Source organism: [Mycobacterium] stephanolepidis (genome assembly GCF_002356335.1).
Taxonomy (GTDB): domain Bacteria; phylum Actinomycetota; class Actinomycetes; order Mycobacteriales; family Mycobacteriaceae; genus Mycobacterium; species Mycobacterium stephanolepidis.
The window spans coordinates 1,261,565-1,279,286 of the sequence record NZ_AP018165.1 but is presented as its reverse complement, the minus strand read 5'-3'; the positions used below and the strand labels follow the sequence as shown (position 1 = coordinate 1,279,286).

General features: G+C 65.1%; 16 protein-coding genes and 1 pseudogene. 5 read left to right on the top strand and 12 right to left on the bottom strand.

Annotated features, from left to right (window positions below; genetic code table 11):
• The first annotated feature begins 2 nt into the window (after positions 1 to 2).
• Positions 3 to 984, top strand: a pseudogene (locus MSTE_RS06465) (NAD-dependent epimerase/dehydratase family protein).
• Here MSTE_RS06465 and MSTE_RS06460 read toward each other — a convergent pair.
• From MSTE_RS06460 to MSTE_RS06440, 5 genes are all read right to left on the bottom strand, one after another.
• On the bottom strand, positions 981 to 1,310 hold the full coding sequence (locus tag MSTE_RS06460; RefSeq protein ID WP_096499868.1) for an HNH endonuclease: 330 nt from the start codon (positions 1,308 to 1,310) through the stop codon (positions 981 to 983). The pseudogene MSTE_RS06465 and the gene MSTE_RS06460 overlap by 4 nt on opposite strands.
• A 25-nt stretch (positions 1,311 to 1,335) precedes the next feature.
• Positions 1,336 to 3,126, bottom strand: coding sequence for a long-chain-acyl-CoA synthetase FadD6 (fadD6, locus tag MSTE_RS06455; RefSeq protein ID WP_096499866.1), 1,791 nt, complete (start codon positions 3,124 to 3,126; stop codon positions 1,336 to 1,338).
• Between the two features lie 71 nt (positions 3,127 to 3,197).
• A complete protein-coding gene (locus tag MSTE_RS06450; protein ID WP_096499864.1) occupies positions 3,198 to 3,740 on the bottom strand; it encodes an LOG family protein in 543 nt (180 codons plus the stop codon).
• The gene (locus MSTE_RS06445; RefSeq protein ID WP_096499862.1) at positions 3,737 to 4,492 is read right to left on the bottom strand and encodes an LOG family protein; all 756 of its coding nucleotides are present in this window, start codon (positions 4,490 to 4,492) and stop codon (positions 3,737 to 3,739) included. The genes MSTE_RS06450 and MSTE_RS06445 overlap by 4 nt, the downstream gene beginning before the upstream one ends.
• A gap of 27 nt (positions 4,493 to 4,519) precedes the next feature.
• On the bottom strand, positions 4,520 to 5,467 hold the full coding sequence (locus MSTE_RS06440) for a TIGR03564 family F420-dependent LLM class oxidoreductase (protein WP_096505538.1): 948 nt from the start codon (positions 5,465 to 5,467) through the stop codon (positions 4,520 to 4,522).
• Positions 5,468 to 5,560: 93 nt separating this feature from the next.
• Here MSTE_RS06440 and MSTE_RS06435 point away from each other — a divergent pair, with 93 nt between their 5' ends.
• Positions 5,561 to 6,301, top strand: coding sequence for an AraC family transcriptional regulator (locus MSTE_RS06435; RefSeq protein WP_096499860.1), 741 nt, complete (start codon positions 5,561 to 5,563; stop codon positions 6,299 to 6,301).
• Here the strand turns inward: MSTE_RS06435 and dapE are convergent.
• Positions 6,291 to 7,367: a succinyl-diaminopimelate desuccinylase gene (gene dapE, locus MSTE_RS06430; protein ID WP_096499858.1), complete on the bottom strand. Its 1,077-nt coding sequence runs from the start codon at positions 7,365 to 7,367 to the stop codon at positions 6,291 to 6,293. The genes MSTE_RS06435 and dapE overlap by 11 nt on opposite strands.
• A gap of 23 nt (positions 7,368 to 7,390) precedes the next feature.
• On the opposite strand from dapE, the gene dapD reads away from it, so the two are divergent.
• On the top strand, positions 7,391 to 8,338 hold the full coding sequence (gene dapD, locus MSTE_RS06425) for a 2,3,4,5-tetrahydropyridine-2,6-dicarboxylate N-succinyltransferase (RefSeq protein ID WP_096505536.1): 948 nt from the start codon (positions 7,391 to 7,393) through the stop codon (positions 8,336 to 8,338).
• Here dapD and MSTE_RS06420 read toward each other — a convergent pair.
• The 6 genes from MSTE_RS06420 to fdxA all read right to left on the bottom strand — a co-directional run bounded on the left by MSTE_RS06420 (position 8,335) and on the right by fdxA (position 14,490).
• The gene (locus MSTE_RS06420) at positions 8,335 to 8,901 is read right to left on the bottom strand and encodes a DinB family protein (RefSeq protein ID WP_096499856.1); all 567 of its coding nucleotides are present in this window, start codon (positions 8,899 to 8,901) and stop codon (positions 8,335 to 8,337) included. The genes dapD and MSTE_RS06420 overlap by 4 nt on opposite strands.
• Positions 8,892 to 10,289, bottom strand: a complete 1,398-nt coding sequence (locus MSTE_RS06415) for an acyl-CoA synthetase (protein WP_096499854.1) — start codon at positions 10,287 to 10,289, stop codon at positions 8,892 to 8,894. The genes MSTE_RS06420 and MSTE_RS06415 overlap by 10 nt, the downstream gene beginning before the upstream one ends.
• Before the next feature lie 46 nt (positions 10,290 to 10,335).
• Positions 10,336 to 11,301 carry a proline dehydrogenase family protein gene (locus MSTE_RS06410; RefSeq protein ID WP_162291385.1) on the bottom strand — a complete coding sequence of 322 codons (966 nt, stop codon included), beginning with the start codon at positions 11,299 to 11,301 and terminating at the stop codon, positions 10,336 to 10,338.
• Entirely contained in the window at positions 11,294 to 12,928 is a 1,635-nt protein-coding gene (gene pruA / locus MSTE_RS06405) for an L-glutamate gamma-semialdehyde dehydrogenase (protein ID WP_096499850.1), read from the bottom strand. Before pruA ends, MSTE_RS06410 begins: the two co-directional genes overlap by 8 nt.
• A gap of 120 nt (positions 12,929 to 13,048) precedes the next feature.
• Entirely contained in the window at positions 13,049 to 14,143 is a 1,095-nt protein-coding gene (gene dapC, locus MSTE_RS06400; RefSeq protein WP_096505535.1) for a succinyldiaminopimelate transaminase, read from the bottom strand.
• A gap of 20 nt (positions 14,144 to 14,163) precedes the next feature.
• Positions 14,164 to 14,490 carry a ferredoxin gene (fdxA, locus tag MSTE_RS06395; protein ID WP_078289378.1) on the bottom strand — a complete coding sequence of 109 codons (327 nt, stop codon included), beginning with the start codon at positions 14,488 to 14,490 and terminating at the stop codon, positions 14,164 to 14,166.
• Between the two features lie 638 nt (positions 14,491 to 15,128).
• Here fdxA and MSTE_RS06385 point away from each other — a divergent pair.
• Together MSTE_RS06385 and MSTE_RS06380 are read left to right on the top strand one after the other, a co-directional pair.
• Positions 15,129 to 15,683, top strand: coding sequence for a PadR family transcriptional regulator (locus tag MSTE_RS06385; RefSeq protein WP_096499846.1), 555 nt, complete (start codon positions 15,129 to 15,131; stop codon positions 15,681 to 15,683).
• Positions 15,676 to 17,706 (top strand): NADPH-dependent 2,4-dienoyl-CoA reductase, encoded by a 2,031-nt coding sequence (locus MSTE_RS06380; RefSeq protein ID WP_096499844.1) that lies wholly within the window; start codon positions 15,676 to 15,678, stop codon positions 17,704 to 17,706. The genes MSTE_RS06385 and MSTE_RS06380 overlap by 8 nt, the downstream gene beginning before the upstream one ends.
• Positions 17,707 to 17,722: the final 16 nt, after the last annotated feature.

Below are 17,722 nucleotides of genomic sequence, written 5' to 3'. Positions count from 1 at the left end.
GCATGGGCGCACATCGATTCCTGGTCACCGGATCCTCGGGCCATCTCGGAGAGGCGCTGGTCAGCACACTGCGCCGGGGCGGCGCCGACGTCGTCGGCATCGACATCGCGCCTGGCCCGGTCACGGACATCGTCGGGTCGATCGCCGACCGCGCGGTTATCACAGAGGCGATGGCCGGGGTGACGTCGGTGCTGCACACCGCAACCCTGCACAAACCGCATGTGGGCTCGCACACGCGGGCCGACTTCGTCGAGACCAACATCGACGGCACGCTCGCACTCCTGGAAGAGTCCGTCGCCGCGGGCGTGACCGGATTTGTCTACACAAGCACCACCAGTGCATTCGGACATGCCTTGGTAGGCGCCGAGGTGGCCGCCTGGATCACCGAGGACGTGGCACCGGTACCCAAGAACATCTACGGTGCCACCAAGACCGCCGCGGAAGACATCGCGCATGTGGTGCATCAGGACTGCGGGTTGCCGATCATCGTGCTGCGCACCTCGCGATTCTTCCCCGAGCAGGACGACAACGATGCGGTCCGGGCGCGCTACTCCGATGAGAATGCGAAGGCCAACGAATACCTCTATCGCCGGGTGGATCTGGCCGACGTCGTCGAGGCACACCTCCTGGCGGCCGAACGCGCGCCCGACATCGGCTGGGCTAAGTACGTGGTCTCGGCGACAACGCCTTTCTCGCGCGCCGATATCGCGCGGCTGCATACCGACGCACCGACGGTGGTAGCACAACACTTCCCCGAGCAACCCCATCTGTATGCGGCACACGGCTGGACGATGTTCCCGACGATCGACCGGGTCTACGTCAACACCAGAGCCCGCACCGAACTGGGCTGGACGCCACGCTACGACTACGGACACATCCTCGATTGCCTTTGCCGCAGAGGCGGATTTCCGCAGCCCCTTGGCGCGCGAGATCGGAGCCAAGGGCTACCACAACGAACCGACCGGCGTGTACACCGCGGGCTAGCCTGCTACTGAGATCTCCACGTAGCGACGCAGGAAGGCGCTCTCGTCGAGCCGTTTGCGTCGCATCCAGCTGGTCACCTCCGCATTGCATTTACTCGCATTGCAGGACGGGCAGGCCGGCACCACGTTGGACAGCGTGTACCGGCCACCGCGGGAGATCGCCTGTACGCAGTCACGTTGCAGCGCTGTTCCCGTGGCGCCGCAATAGGCGCAGCCACCCCAGGCTTTCACGAGCGTCAGCCACTGCTCATCGGTGAGGTCGTTGTCGGCAAGCTTCACCCGACGTTGACGGCGCCGCGAGGCGCGCACCCGTCGACTGACTCCCACGGTGGAACAGTAACCCGCCGAAGGGCTATGCCTTGGGACGCTGGCCGCCCGCAACCTCGCCGGCGTACTCCGGGTAGAACGGGACATAGCCCTCGGCGCGACCGGCGAGCACGTACAGCGGATCGGTCACGGCCTCCCCGTATGCCTGCTCACGCAGCTCCACCTTGCGGCTCTTGAAGGTGGTGGTGTGCTCCAGGGTGTCCACGATCCTGACGAAAAGCGGCATCGCATAGGCGGGCAGGTACTGGTACACGATGTCGCTCAATGCCTTTGGATCGAACTCGGCACCGTCGTGCAGCTTGATGGCGGTCATGCCGGCGCGGCCGTCCGTACCCGGAACCTCGACGCCGAACACCGTGGCCTCCTCGATGGCGTCGGCGTGGTCGAGTGCACCTTCCACCTCCGTGGTCGCGACGTTCTCGCCCTTCCACCGGAAGGTATCACCGAGTCGGTCGCCGAAGGCCGCGTGTCCCCAACCCAGGTTGCGCATCAGATCGCCTGTGTTGAACCAGGTGTCGCCCTTCTTGAAGGCGTCACGCACCAGCTTCTTCTCCGAGGCTGTCGGATCGGTGTACCCGTCGAACGGCGCCAGGTTGGTGACCTTGCTGATCAGCAGACCGGCCTCGCCCGCTCCGACCTTCGTCAGATGGCCTTTCGAGTTGCGGAGCGGTTCTCCGGTCTCGATGTCGTACTTGACGTAGGCGATGGGCATCGGGCAGATACCGACGGTGCGGTCGATGTTGAGCGCGTTGACGAACGCGGTGTTGGACTCGCTGGCCGAGTAGAACTCGCAGACCCGCTTGATGCCGAAACGGTGGGTGAACTCGCCCCACAGCTCGGGCCGCAGTCCGTTTCCGATGATGACGCGCACCTTGTGCTGGCGGTCGGTGGGCTTGGGCGGCTGGTTGAGCAGGTAACGGCACAGCTCGCCGATGTAGATGAATGCGGTTGCGCGGCTGGCGATGACCTCGTCCCAGAAGCGCGAGACCGAGAATGACTTGCCGATCGCCAGTGTGGCTCCGGCGTTGATGGTGGTCGATACCGCGAGGGTCAGGGCGTTGTTGTGGTACAGCGGCAGACAGCTGTACAGCACGTCGTTGGGACGCAGCCGCAGTGCCATGTCGCCGACTCCGGACATGCCGCGCAGCCACCGATAGTGCGTCATCACACTGGCTTTGGGCAGGCCGGTGGTTCCGGAGGTGAAGATGTAGAACGCCCGGTCCTTGGTCATCACCGCGTCGGTGGCGGCGGGATTGGTGGTGGGCGCGAGCACCGAGGCCCGGTCCAGCTCGTCGCCGGTGAGCAGGGAGATCACGTTGGCGCCGGATTCGTTGATCGGTTCGACGAAGTCGGCCTCACTGATCAGCAGTTTGGAGTCGAGCAGTCCGATGCTGTGTGCCAGGACGTGTCCGCGCTGGTTGTAGTTGAGCATTCCGGCGATGGCACCGAGCTTCACGGTGGCGAGCATCAGCAGCACGGTCTGCGGCGAGTTGCGCAGCATGATGCCGACGACGTCACCGCGGCCCACGCCGTGCGAGGCCAGCGTGGCGGCGTACCGGTTGGCGGTGGCGTTCGCCTGCGCGTAGGTGATGTCGGTGCCCTCGAACCGCAGGAAGACGCGGTCTGCGTGCTTGGCGGCGCGCTCGGCGAAGAGCGCGCCGATCGACCAACGTCCCTTGGGGTTGGACTTGACACCGCTGATGATGCCGCGCGCCAGAATCGGCAGGTCCCAGGCCATGCCCGGCAGCTGCGCCAATACCTCGGTCAGGTGAACCCGATCCCGGGGATTCGACGGAATGGCGCTGCTTGCGGACATCTAGTTCTCCCTGTTCCTTACCGCCCAGTAGGCAATGGCTCACCGCATTGTTGACGAACGACCCAGCCCCGTCAATCCGTTGGCCTGCATGCGTCGAGGGCGGCGGCGATATCGGTGTGCACCAGCAGCCTGTCCCGCGCGTGTGCAGCCACGTAGCCCTTGTCCTGGAGTTCATCGAGCCAGCGCAGCAGCCCCGTGTAGTGACCGTCGGGGTCCAGCAATACCACCGGCTTCTGGTGCAACCCCAGGTAGCCGGCGGTCCAGGTCTCGAAAACCTCTTCCAGAGTGCCGATCCCGCCGGGCAGGGCGATGAAGGCGTCGGACCGGTCCTCCATGATCTGCTTGCGTTCGCGCATGGTGGTGGTGACGACGAGCTCATCGGCGTCGGTATCGGCGACCTCTCGATGCACGAGTGTCTTGGGGATGACCCCGATGGTGCGTCCGCCGGCGGCTCGCGCCGCCTGCGCCACGGCGCCCATGGCCGAGACGTTGCCGCCCCCGGACACCAGCGTCCATCCGCGTTCGGCGATGGCGGTGCCCAGACGAGTGGCTAGATCCAGCAGTTCCGGGTGGCGGGGGCCCGACGCGCAGTACACACAGACCGACAAGCTCATCGGTGACTTCCCTTCCCGTTGACCGCCTCAGCCTGCACGATGGCCTCCACCGCCTCGTCGACGCTGTCGGTGACCGAGAGCAGTGCGATGTCCTGCTCACCGATCTTGCCCGCGGGCAGCATCGTCCCGCGGATCCAGTCGAGCAGGCCCGACCAGTACTCGGTACCGAGCAGGATGATCGGGAACCGTGTGACCTTGCGGGTCTGCACCAGGGTGAGCGCCTCGAAGAGTTCGTCCAGGGTGCCGAATCCACCGGGCAGACACACGAAGGCCTGCGCGTACTTGACGAACATGGTTTTGCGGACGAAGAAGTAGCGGAAGTTTATGCCCAGGTCCACCCATTCGTTGAGGCCCTGCTCGAACGGCAGCTCGATGCCCAGGCCCACCGAGTAGCCCCCCGATTCGCTCGCACCACGGTTCGCGGCCTCCATGGCGCCCGGTCCGCCGCCGGTGATGACGGCATACCCCGCCTTGACCAGGGCGACACCCAGCTCCCGCCCGAGCTGGTACTCGGGTGAGTCCGGCTTTGTTCTGGCCGAGCCGAAAACCGTTACCGCTTTGGGGGTTTCCGCGAGTGCATCGAATCCCTCCACGAACTCACCCTGAATACGCAGCACGCGCCACGGGTCGGTGTGCGTCCAGGTGGTGGTGTCGCGGGTGTCCAACAGACGTTGATCGGCGGTGGTGTTCTCACACCGATCACGACGCAGTTGAACCGGTCCGTGCAGTTGAGGTTCGGTACTTTCTGGCACGCCGCCAGCCTAGGGGCCGCGGGCAAATCAATTCCCGCGGGACAGCTCACCCAGTAGTGCCAGCGTGCGCGCCTCGTCTTTCGGTCCGCCCAACTCGGTGTGGCTTGCGAACACTTCGGTGGCTCCCGCATCGAAGTATCGCCGCAGCTCGCCGGCCACATGTTCCTCGTCGCCGATGATCGCCAACTCGCCGGTATGCCGAACCCCCTCAGCATCAAGCACTTTCCGATACGACGGGATGCTCTCGTAGAACGCCATGTCCTCGATGGCAAGCGCCCGGACCCGTGCCGCATCGGAGGTGACGACGACGGCGACACCGGCGATGACACGCGGACGTGGCCGCCCGGCCCGCTCGGCGGCCGCATCGATGACGGGAACGATCTCCCGGCTGAGCGCTCGCGGACCGGCATGCAGCGGAATCGTGCCGTCGGCCAGCTCACCGGTGACCCGCAGCGCTTGTGGGGCCATGGCCGCGACCAACACGGGGATGTTCTCGCCGCCTGGCTGCGCCGTGGTGAATCTCGGTGCGACCGTGAGGGTCTCACCGTGAAAATCAGCAGTTCCGGTGTCGAGCAGCTGCCGGAGCGTGGTGAGGTACTCACGTAGGCGGCGTATCGGCTTGTCCACGTGCAGGCCATAGCTCGGCCCCTCGATTACCGGCGCGCCGAGCCCCAGCCCGAGTTGAAATCTCCCGTGGCTGGCGGCCTGGGCGGTCTGCGCGGCCGCCGATACCTCGATGGGGTGACGCGGGTTGATGGGAATCACCGAAACCCCCACAGTGCTGAGCTTTTCCGGGGGTATCGCCTGCCCGATCACCGCGGCCACGGTGATCGCGTCATAGTGATACATCTGCCCCAGCCACAGCGTCCGGACGCCGGCATCGGTGACTTTGCGCCCGTGCGCGAGGAACGCATCGACCAGGTTGGTGTCGGTCTGAACGCTGAGAGGTCGGCCGATCGCCACTCCGAGTTTCACGTCTCGGCCAACCCCGCGCGTTCCGGTGGCTATTCCCCGCAGAATCAGCGCGATGATTTCCCGCGCAGCTGAATTCCGATAAAATCGCATCTTGTGTTGATTAGCCGCCATCTCACCGGAGTGATGTCGCTGAGCGGCGGGCAGCGCATCGACCGCCACTGGCACGAGGTACATCAGATTGTGTATCCAGCCTCCGGTGTCATCGCAGTGACGACGGACGACGGCACCTGGATCGCACCCCCGAACCGCGCGCTGTGGATACCCGCCGGCGCCGGTCACGAACATCGCTTTTACGGCCCCACCGAGTTCCATTCCGTGGCCTTCGATCCGGAGAAATACCCGGTGGAACTGAAAGCTCCGACTGTCATCGCGGTGTCCCCGCTACTGCGGGAGCTGATCATCACGTGTTCGGTTCCCGGCGACCTGCCCCAGGAGGAGGTCACGCGGCTGGAGGTAGTACTCATCGACCAGCTGCGGCGCAGCCCGGAGCAGGCGCTGAAGTTGCCCATCCCGCGTGATCAGCGGCTGGCCGAGGCGTGTGCGCTGGTGGAGGCCGACCTGACACAGGTGTGGACCGTGACCGAACTGGGGCGGCGGGTAGGTGCCAGTGAGCGCACGCTGACCCGGTTGTTCCGCACCGACATGGGCATGACGTACCCGCAGTGGCGCACCCAGATCCGTCTTCATCACGCGTTGCGACTGCTCGCGGAGGATCGGCCCGTCACCTACGTCGCGCACCAGTGCGGTTGGGGCACACCGAGTGCGTTCATCGACGTATACCGGCGCATCCTCGGGCAGACACCGGGAACCTACGCCGCACCCGTCACGCGCTGAGGTAGCGCCGCAGTACCGCGGCCACGTCGGTGATCTGCTGTACCGGAACGTGTTCGCCTCGGGTATGCGCCAGATTCGGGTCACCCGGCCCGTAGTTGACCGCGGCGATCCCTCGTGCCGCGAACCGGGACACATCGGTCCAGCCGTACTTTGCGCGCACCACTCCCCCAGCCGCGCCGATCAATTCGGCCGCGGCCGGGCGGTCCAGGCCAGGCAGTGCCCCGGCCGCGGCGTCGGTCAGTTCGATGTCGACGTCGAGTCCGTCGAAGACCTCCCGCACGTGGACGAGCGCCTGTTCGGGGCTGCGGTCGGGGGCGAACCGGAAATTGACGGTGACGGCGGCCGCGTCCGGGATGACGTTCCCGGCAACTCCACCATCGATCCGCACCGCGGACAGCCCCTCCCGGTATTCGCAGCCGTCGATGTCGACGATGCGCGCCCGATATGCGGCGAGCCGGTCCAGGACGGCACCGAGCTTGTGAATAGCGTTGTCCCCCAGCCAGGATCGCGCTGAATGCGCGCGGGTGCCCGCGGCCCGGATCACCACGCGCAGGGTGCCCTGGCAACCAGCCTCGATCAGACCGGCGGTGGGCTCGCCAAGGATGGCAAGGTCGGCGTCGAGCCACTCGGGTAGTTCGCGTTCGATGCGGCCCAGTCCGTTGGCCGAGGACTCGATTTCCTCGCAGTCGTAGAACACCAGTGTCAGGTCGACGCGGGGCGTCACGGTGGCGGCCAGGTGCAGGAAGACGGCATCACCGGATTTCATGTCCACGGTGCCGCACCCGAACAAGATGTCGCCGTCCTCGCCCCGTTCCCAGTGGCTCGGCACGTTGTCGGCGGCGGGCACAGTGTCGAGGTGTCCGGCCAGCATCACCCGGGTGTTGTGACCGTAATCGGTGCGGGCCAGCACCGCGTTGCCGTTGCGTATGACCTCGAATCCGGTCGTCTGTCCCCGCAGGGCAACCTCGACGGCGTCAGCGATCAGCGCTTCGTGCCGGGACTCACTGGGAATGTCTACCAGGGCAGCCGTCAGGGCTATCGGGTCACCAGCGAGTTCGAGCGCCACCGATTCAGGCTAGCGTGTACCCCGTGAGCGGAGCAGTAGCACTTGGCCTGGCGACCATCGCGGCGGACGGATCGGTACTGGACACCTGGTTCCCGGCGCCCGAGTTGACCGACGCACCCGGCACCCCGGGTACCGAGCGAATCGACGCAGCAGACGCGCCCGCAGAACTGGCAGCGCTGGTCGGGTCCGACACGGACCGCGGCGTGGAGAAGGTGTTGGTACGTACCACCATTGGCTCGCTCGCCGATAAGCCCGCCGACGCCTATGACGCCTACCTGCGCCTGCATCTGTTGTCGCACCGGCTGGTCCCACCGCACGGTGCCAGCATGGACGGGCTCTTCGGTGTACTCACCAACGTGGTGTGGACGAACTTCGGCCCGTGCGCCGTCGAGGGTTTCGAGACGGTGCGCGCGAAGCTGCGTGCCCGCGGTGTGGTGACCGTGTTCGGCGTCGACAAGTTCCCGCGCATGGTCGACTACGTGGTGCCCACCGGCGTGCGTATCGCCGATGCCGACCGGGTGCGGCTGGGTGCGCACCTGGCCTCCGGCACCACCGTCATGCACGAAGGATTTGTGAACTTCAACGCGGGCACTCTGGGCGCGTCGATGGTGGAGGGCCGCATCTCGGCCGGTGTCGTCGTGGGTGACGGCTCGGACGTCGGTGGCGGCGCGTCGATCATGGGCACCCTGTCCGGTGGCGGCAGCCAGGTGATCTCGGTGGGCCAGCGCTCACTGCTGGGCGCCAACTCTGGTGTGGGCATCAGCCTGGGCGACGACTGCATCGTCGAGGCCGGGCTCTATGTCACCGCCGGCACCAAGGTCGCCACCCCCGACGGTAAGACCATCAAGGCACTGGAATTGTCCGGCACCAACAATCTGCTGTTCCGGCGCAACTCGCAGACCGGTGCGGTTGAGGTGGTGTCGCGTGATGGCGGCGCGTTCGAGCTGAACGCGGCGCTGCACGCCAACTAGTTCCGGCGCCGGCCGTACAGATCGCGCAACAGCGCGATCTCCGCGCCGTGGTGCAGCAATTCGCGATTGATGTGCAACGCCAGCGTCAGAAACGGCTTGTCGGCCCACGGGCCTTCGGCCGGCCCGACCGGTAGTGCCATTGCCGCGTCGTCCTTACCGCGCACTCCGTCGAGCCATGCCGCATACAAGACATCAAGGCGCTGCAGGGCGTCGGCCGCGGTGACCGGGTAGTCGTAGGTCAGGTAATCGATGGCCGGTCCGGCCCAACTCTCGGGGAAATGACTGGTGATACGCGCCCCGAGTACGCCCACGAGAATATGACCGAACCGCCAGGAGATGGTGGTGACCGGCGCGGGTTCGGGCGGTGGAGCGGCGAATTCGATCACATAGTCGCCTGATCCGCCCTGCAGCGGAGTCGTCGCGGTGCCGCGTGGCCGCAGACTCCAGCAGCCCTGCACCGGTTCCCAGAAGTATTCGTCGTCGGTGAGCCCGTCGAAGCGGGGCCGCAGCTGGGAGGTCCAGTGCCAGTTGATCTGGTCGACGACTTCCGCGGTCACGTCCATGTGATCAGCTCCTTCTTCAGGACCTTCCCCATGGCATTCCGAGGCAGTGCGTCCACTCGCCGGACCTCGCGGGGACGCTTGTGCACCGAGAGCTGTTGTGCCACGAAGCCGATGACGTCATCTTCCACCACATCACCGACAACGTAGGCCACGATGCGTTGCCCCAGATCGTCATCGGGAACTCCCACCACCGCGACCTCCACGATCCCGGGATGGCCCAGGAGCACGGTTTCGATTTCACCGGCACCTATGCGATAGCCACCCGATTTGATCAGGTCGACCGATTCGCGTCCGACGATCCGGTGCATTCCGTCGGCGTCGACGACGGCGACGTCTCCGGTGCGGTACCAGCCGTCGTCGGTGAGTACCTCGGCCGTCTTCTCCGGCAGGTTGAGATAACCGCTGAACAGCGTGGGGCCCTGAACCTGCAGCTGGCCAACGGTTTCCCCGTCATGAGCGGCAGCGCCGCCGTCCTCTGCCAGCAGCCGAGTCCGCACCCCGGTCAAGGGGTGACCGACCCAACCTGCGCGCCGCTCTCCGTCGACACGCGTGGACAGCGTGATGACAGTCTCGGTGGCGCCGTAGCGTTCGATGGGGGCATGTCCGGTGAGCGAGCGCAGCTCGTCAAAGACGGGCACCGGCAGTGGCGCACTACCGGACACCAGTAGCCGCGCCGAAGACAGTGCACGAGCACAGGATTGGTCGGCCGCTACTCGCGACCAGACCGTCGGCACACCGAAGTACAACGTGCCAGGGGTCGCGGCGTATGCCTCAGGCGTCGGTTTGACGGTGTGTACAAACCGATTTCCCACACGCAACGATCCAAGCAGGCCTAGTACCAACCCGTGCACGTGGAACAGCGGGAGCCCATGCACCAGAACGTCATCGGGTGTCCACGCCCACGCATCGGCCAGTCCGTCCAGGCTGGCCGCCAATGCGCGCCGACTCAGCTGTACGCCTTTCGGCGCACCGGTTGTCCCCGAGGTGTACACGATGAGTGCGGTCGACTCTGGGCGAGGTTCGGAGTATTGATGCCAGGAACGCGCGTGGCGGCGCACCGGCACGTGCGGCAATCCCTCTGGCTCGTCCGGTGTTTCACCCAGCCATGCGATGGCCCCGCTATCGGCCAGGATGTGGCGGCGTTCGGCCACCCCGACGTCTGCCGGCACCGGCACGATGGGGACTCCGGCGATGAGTCCGGCGATGACGGACAGCACCGTATCGATACTCGGACGCGCCAGCACTGCGATCGGACCCGAGGCGCCACCGATGCGTTCGGCTGCTGCCGTTGCCGCACCTACCAGGTCACCGCGACCCCAGCTGTCCTCGCCGATACGAACAGCGTCCGCGAGATCGGGCGACTTGGGGTGAAGGGACGTCAGCAGCATGAGGCCAGCCTAGGACGCGACCCCGCTATGGGGCCGCGAGACATGCCTAGCCCCCGGAAAGCAGCGCGCGCAGGAAGAAGGTCATGTTGGCGGGCCGCTCGGCGATGCGCCGCACAAAGTACCCGTACCACTCCTCACCGAACGGCACGTACACCCGCACGTGGTGTCCCTCACCTGAGAGGCGGCGCTGCTCGGCATCGCGAATCCCGTACAGCATCTGGTATTCGTAATCGCCTGGTCCCCTGCCTGTCTCGCGCGCCATCAGGTTGGCCGCATCGATGATGGCGGGATCGTGTGAGGCCACCATCGGGTAGCCGTCACCCTCCATCAAGACGCGCAGGCAACGCAGGTACGCGACACCGACGTCCTCGGGGTCTCGATACGCAACGGATTCGGGCTCGTCATAGGCGCCCTTGCACAATCGAATGCGCGAGCCCGCACCGGAGAGATCGACACAATCGGCATACGTGCGTTTCAGATAAGACTGCAGCACGGTACCCAGCCACGGGAAGTCGGTGCGCAGCTCACGCACGATACCCAGGGTCGAATCGGTGGTGGTGTGATCCTCGGCATCAACGGTGACCCATACCCCGGCCTGATCGGCCTTGGCACACAACAGCTGTGCGTTTTCCAGGGCTATCTGTTCGCCACCGTGCGGCAACGCCTGCCCCAGCGCGGAGAGTTTCAGAGAGATCTCCAGCGGCCGCACCCCGGTATGCACCGTGTCGCTGCGCTGTGCCAGGGCATCCAGCAGCGAGAGGTACGCCGACACCGTACGGGTGGCCTGCTCTATATCGGTGGTGTCCTCACCCAGGTAATCAATCGAGATGAACCGCCCCGAGTCCAGCAGTGCGGTACCCGCCGCAAGAACATCGTCCTCGGATTCACCGGGGACGAAACGGCGCACCACCTGTCGCGTCAACGGCATACGTTCGGCCGCGTGCCGAAGCCGCGCAGACCTACTGGCCGCCAGAATGGCGGGTCTGGCTGTTTTGCCGAACCACTCAGCCATCCTCACGCTCCATGTGGGGGTATCCGTATTCCGTTGGAGCGTCGAATGTTTCCTTGATGGATCGCGGCAGCAGCCAGCGCTGCAGATTCAGCGGCGATCCGGCCTTGTCGTTGGTACCCGATGCCCTGCCGCCACCGAAGGGCTGCTGGCCGACGACGGCGCCGGTGGGCTTGTCGTTGATGTAGAAGTTACCGGCCGCGAAGCGAAGCCGGTCGCTGGCCGCCTGAACGGCTTGGCGGTCGTCGGCGATGATCGCGCCGGTAAGCGCATAGCGAGAACCGGTGTCGACGGTGTCGAGGATGCGCTCGTAGTCGTCGTCGGGGTAGACGTGCACCGCCAGGATCGGGCCGAAGTACTCGGTGGAGAACGCCTCGTCGGTCGGATCGTCCGAGAGCAACACCGTGGGTCGGATGAAATATCCTTCGCTGTCGTCATATTCGCCGCCCGCCGCGATCGTCACCCCGGCGCTCTTGGCGCGATCGATGGCGGCGGCGTTGCGCTTGAACGACTTCTCGTCGATGACGGCACCGCCGAAGTTGGCGAGGTCGGTGACGTCCCCGTAGGTCAACGCGGAGGTGGCATCGAGGAACTCATCGCCCATCTGGTCCCACACCGACCGGGCCACGAAGGCGCGAGAGGCTGCCGAACACTTCTGCCCCTGATAGTCGAAGGCACCGCGAATAAGTGCGGTACGCAACACGTCTGGACGAGCTGAGGTGTGCGCGACGACGAAGTCCTTGCCGCCCGTCTCACCGACAAGCCGAGGGTAGGTGTTGTACCTGTCGATGTTGGTACCGACCTCACGCCACAGGTGCTGGAACGTGCGGGTGGAGCCGGTGAAATGGATACCCGCCAGACGCGGATCGGCGAGCGTCACATCCGATACCGCGATGCCGTCTCCGTTGAGCAGGTTGATGACACCGGGCGGCAACCCGGCGGCTTCGAGGAGTTCGAGGGTGAAGTGCGCGGCGAAGGCCTGGGTGACGGAAGGCTTCCACACCACCGTGTTACCCAAAAGTGCTGGGGCCGTAGGAAGATTTCCAGCGATAGCGGTGAAGTTGAAGGGAGTGATGGCATAGACGAAGCCCTCGAGGGGGCGGTACTCCATCCGGTTCCACGCGCCACCGCCGCTACTGGGCTGTTCAGCGAGGATGTGCCGGGCGAACTGCACGTTGAACCGCCAGAAGTCGGCCAGCTCGCAGGCCGAGTCGATCTCGGCCTGATAGGCGGTCTTCGACTGCCCGAGCATGGTGGCGGCGTTCAGGGTGGCCCGCCACGGACCGCACAACAGATCGGCTGCCCGCAGGAACACCGCCGCCCTGTCATCGAAAGACAATGCCGCCCAATCATTCTTCGCGGCGACCGCGGCCTCTACCGCGTCAACGGCTTCGGCATGACCTGCGTTGGTGACGGACCCCAGCACGGCACGGTGGTTGTGTGGCTGCACCACATCGATGCGTTCGCCCTCACTCATTCGGCGAACGCCACCGATCACATGCGGCAGATCGATGGGCGAGGCACTCAGCTCACCCAATGCCGTCGTCAATCGGTCGCGTTCGGGAGTGTTCGGGGCGTACGTGAGCACCGGCTCGTTGACGGGCGCCGGCACGTTGGTGATGGCATCCATGCATCAAGCATCGTCCTGTTCCCCCATGACTGTCGAGGAATCTGGACAATGCGCAACGAAACCTCAGGTAACACCGAAATCCGGCGGGACGTTACGTGTGGTAGTTCGGGTCGTCGACGGTCAGTCGGCCAGGCGCGCGATCGCGGCGTCGATCCGCTCATCGGTCGCGGTGAGGGCCACCCGCACATGCTCCTTGCCCCGGGGACCGTAGAACCGTCCGGGGGCCACCAGAATCCCGCGCTGGGCCAGGTATGCCAGCGCGTCGTCACAGGAGTCACCCCGCGTCGACCACAGATACAAGCCGGCCTCGGAGTGGTCGATCCGGAATCCGTTGCCGATCAAAGCCTTCGAAAGCTTGTCGCGGCGAATCTCATAACGGGCGCGCTGATCACGCTGATGCTCGTCCTCGCTCAGCGCCGCGGTCATCGCCGCCTGCACCGGCCCCGGCACCATCATCCCGGCGTGCTTGCGCACTGCGAGCAACTCGCCGACCACCGAAGCGTCACCCAACACGAATCCGGCCCGGTACCCCGCCAGCGATGAGGTCTTGGATAGCGAGTGCACGGCCAACAACCCGGTAACGTCGCCATCGCAGACCCGCGGATCCAGAACCGACACCGGCTCGGCGTCCCATCCAAGGCCGAGGTAGCACTCATCGGACACCACGAGGGCGCCGCGTTCGCGTGCCCACTCGACGACCTTGCGCAGATGCTCCACCGGCAGCACCGCCCCGGTGGGATTGCTGGGCGAGTTGAGGTAGATCAGTGCGGGACGCCGCGGGCCCAGTTGGGTCAGCGAGTCCGCGCGAACCGTGGGCACACCGGCCAGCCGGGCGCCCACTTCATAGGTCGGGTACGCCAACTCGGGGATGACGATCAGGTCGTCGCTGCCCAACCCGAGCAGGGTCGGCAGCCACGCGATGAGTTCCTTGGTGCCGATGACCGGCAGCACGGCGTCGTCGGCAAGCGGAAGCACGCCGTATCGCCGCGACACCGCGTCGCGGATTGCCTGGCGCAACACGGGCGTACCGGCCGTCGCCGGATATCCGGGAAGATCGCCGGCCGCGGCCAATGCCTCGCGAATGACCGGGGCCACACTGTCCACGGGGGTTCCGACGGAAAGGTCAACAATCCCTTCGGGGTGCGCCGCAGCGGTCGCCTTCGCACCGGCGATGGTGTCCCACGGAAACTCCGGAAGCCGGGACGAGACCCGCAGCCGGGACTCAGACGACAAGTTCAGTGTCCCTCACCCATGGGTGGAAGCTCCTTGACCGACGGCGGGTCGTACTCGGTCTTGCCTACCTTCGCGGCACCGCCCGGCGACCCCAGGTCGACGAAGAAGTCGGCGTTGCCCTGGATGTAACCGGTCCACTGATCCGGCACATCGTCCTCATAGAAGATGGCCTCCACAGGGCACACCGGTTCGCAAGCACCGCAGTCGACACATTCGTCGGGGTGGATGTAGAGCATGCGCCCACCCTCGTAGATGCAGTCGACGGGGCATTCCTCAATGCATGCCTTATCCATAACGTCGACGCACGGTTCCGCGATCGTGTAGGTCACGAAGGTTTCCTCATTTCCTGCGCTGATGTCCAGTTCATGGGTTGCGGCAAGTATCCCGGTCCATAGATGTGCCCCGCGACACAGGCTGACCTAACTCGTCAGGGAGATCTAGCCGTATCTGTCGGTTACAGGTACTTAGCTTAACGTTTAACTTGACTTGCCGCCAGCAGCCACGCTCAGGCCCTGGGCAGGAGGCGTGTGTCACGTGGCATGCCGCTGCCGATCGCGCTCATCGGGCGCGTGCCGTTCGGGTGAATCAAGGTCGGCCAAGTGGCCCGTGTCGGCGTGGGCGTGACCACCCGCCCGCCAGGCCCGTTATCGCCGAAGATGACGACACCGCCTGAGGAAATTGCTTCGGGGGCAATGCAATCCGCGTATTCACCGGGGTGGAGGCGACTGGCCTGCACGCCCCCGTCGATGCAGTCGGCGGCATATCGCCCGGTAAACGCTTGATCCGCCGGGCCAGCGCACGGTTCGGCGATCACCCGCATCACGGACAACTCCCCGAAGCGCCGCACCCAACTAGATGTTTAAGACAGTCACCGTTACCGGCCGCGACACTTAACTGGCCAGTTGTATGCAGACTGTTGCACTGCAACAAGTTGCATAGGGGTCAGGTTTCATGTCAGCATGCTGCCGTGGCACTCACCCACGCGATCCTGTTGTCCCTGGCCGAGCAGAACGGGTCAGGTTACGAGCTCACGAGCCGATTCGACCGGTCGATCGGCTACTTCTACAGCGCCACCCACCAGCAGATCTATCGCACCCTGCGCCGCATGGAGGACGACAGCTGGCTGCGCTGCACCGTCGTCGACCAAGAAGGACGGCCCGCGAAGAAGGTCTACGACGTCGCAGAGCTCGGCTTTCGCGAGTTATCCCGGTGGGTCAACAGCTCCGAGGGCACCGATATGCGCGATCTGGCCCTCAAGGTCCGCGCCGGCACCTACGGCGATATCGACATGGTGGTCGAGCACATCCGCGTCCAACGCGATACGCACCTCGTCATGCTCGACAACTACCGCGAAATGGAAAAGCGCCAGTTTCCCGCTCCGGATCAGCTCACCGGCGCGGCCCTGCACCAATATCTCGTCCTACGCGGCGGTGTCCGCATGGAAGAGGGATTCACCGATTGGTGCGACGAAATGATCACTTCCTTGTCCACAGCCCGGACTGAAAGCGAGAATCATGAGTAATCCATATCCAACCCTGTTGTCCCCCTTGGACCTTGGCTTCACAACGTTGAAGAACCGAGTCGTCATGGGATCCATGCACGCAGGACTCGAGGATTTCCCCTGGGATACGCCTGCCCTGGCGGCCTACTTCGCCGAGCGCGCCAAGGGCGGCGTCGGCATGATCATCACCGGCGGATACGCCATCAACCGTGCCGCCTGGCTCAAGCCGCTGGCCGGAAAGCTCACCACTTCCCTTGAGGCTTACCGGCACCGCATTGTCACGAACGCGGTGCACAAGAACGGCGGCAAGATCATCGTCCAGCTCCTGCATGCGGGCCGCTACGGATACCACCCGTTCTCGGTGAGCGCGTCGAACAAGAAGTCCCCCATCACGCCGTTCAAGCCGCGCAAGCTGAGCACCAAGGGTGTCTGGCAGACGATCGAAGACTGGGCACACAGCGCCAAAATGGCCAAGAAGGCCGGTTACGACGGCGTCGAAATCATGGGTAGCGAAGGCTATTTCATCAACCAGTTCCTCGCGCCCTACACCAACAATCGCACCGACGAGTTCGGCGGCAGCCCGAAGAACCGACGCAGACTGGCCGTCGAGGTGGTCAAGGCCGTCCGCAAGGCGGTCGGCCCGGAGTTCATCATCTGCTATCGACTGTCCATGGCCGACTATGTGCCCGATGGCCAGACCTGGGATGAGATTGTGGCTCTGGCCAAGGAGATCGAGGCCGCCGGTGCGACGATCATCAACACCGGCATCGGCTGGCATGAGGCGCGGGTGCCCACCATCGTCACGTCGGTGCCACAGAACGCGTTCGTGGACCTCTCCAACAAGATCGCTCAAGAGGTCCACATCCCGGTGATGGCATCCAACCGGATCAACATGCCGCAGTCCGCCGAACAGATCCTCAACGACGGTCAGGTGCAGTTGATTTCGATGGCCAGGCCGCTGCTGGCCGACCCGGACTGGGTCAACAAGGCCTCGGCCGATCACGCCGATGAGATCAACACCTGCATCGCCTGCAACCAGGCCTGCCTGGATCACTCGTTCGTGAACAAGAAGGCCAGCTGCCTGCTGAACCCTCGTGCCGGCAACGAGACGACACTCAAGCTGCTGCCGACCCGGCATGCCAAGAAGATCGCCGTCGTCGGCGCGGGCCCAGCCGGGCTCGCGGCCGCCGTCACCGCCGCCGGACGCGGACACAAGGTAGTGCTGTTCGAGGCCAACTCCGAGATCGGTGGCCAGTTCGACATGGCACGCAAAATTCCCGGCAAGGAAGAGTTCAATGAGACCATCCGGTACTACACGACGATGCTCAAGAAGTACGGCGTGACCGTACTTTTGAACAAGAAGGTGGATGCGCAGGAGCTGATCGCCGGCAAGTTCGACGATGTCATCCTGGCGACCGGGGTCAAGCCCCGGGTTCCGGCCATCCCCGGTATCGACCACCCGATGGTGCTCTCGTACCCGGAGGTGATCAAGCAAATCAAGCCCGTCGGCAAGCGTGTCGCGGTGGTCGGCGCGGGCGGTATCGGCTTCGATGTGTCCGAGTTCCTGACAATCGATGAGTCACCGACGCTGAACCTCAAGGAATGGCGCGCCGAGTGGGGCATCTCCGAGGAGCGCGACTCCCGCGGTTCGCTCACGAAACCCATTCCGGCTCCGGCGGTTCGCGAGGTCTACCTGTGCCAGCGCAAGAAGGGATCGCTGGGCAAGGGCCTGGGCAAGACCACCGGCTGGGTGCACCGCGCATCGCTCAAGGCCAAGAAGGTCACCGAACTGGCGGGGGTCAACTACGAGCGGATCGACGATGCCGGGCTGCACATCAGTTTCGGTGAGGAGCGCAAAGACCCACGGGTGCTCGAGGTCGACAATGTGGTGATCTGCGCGGGCCAGGAATCGGTGCGCGACCTCGACGACGTGTTGAAGGAAGCCGGGGTCGAAGCCCACGTGATCGGTGGCGCGGCGCTGGCCGGTGAGCTGGACGCCAAGCGTGCGATCAAGCAGGGCACCGAGCTGGCCGCCAAGCTGTAGTCCCCCAACTGCCGAC

Excerpts from the sequence above, each read along its gene's own strand:
- fadD6 (WP_096499866.1), bottom strand. The coding sequence starts at position 3,126 with ATGTCCGCAAGCAGCGCCATTCCGTCGAATCCCCGGGATCGGGTTCAC.
- MSTE_RS06450 (WP_096499864.1), bottom strand. The coding sequence starts at position 3,740 with ATGAGCTTGTCGGTCTGTGTGTACTGCGCGTCGGGCCCCCGCCACCCG.
- MSTE_RS06420 (WP_096499856.1), bottom strand. The coding sequence starts at position 8,901 with ATGGACGTGACCGCGGAAGTCGTCGACCAGATCAACTGGCACTGGACC.
- MSTE_RS06415 (WP_096499854.1), bottom strand. The coding sequence starts at position 10,289 with ATGCTGCTGACGTCCCTTCACCCCAAGTCGCCCGATCTCGCGGACGCT.
- MSTE_RS06410 (WP_162291385.1), bottom strand. The coding sequence starts at position 11,301 with ATGGCTGAGTGGTTCGGCAAAACAGCCAGACCCGCCATTCTGGCGGCC.
- pruA (WP_096499850.1), bottom strand. The coding sequence starts at position 12,928 with ATGGATGCCATCACCAACGTGCCGGCGCCCGTCAACGAGCCGGTGCTC.
- MSTE_RS06380 (WP_096499844.1), top strand. The coding sequence starts at position 15,676 with ATGAGTAATCCATATCCAACCCTGTTGTCCCCCTTGGACCTTGGCTTC.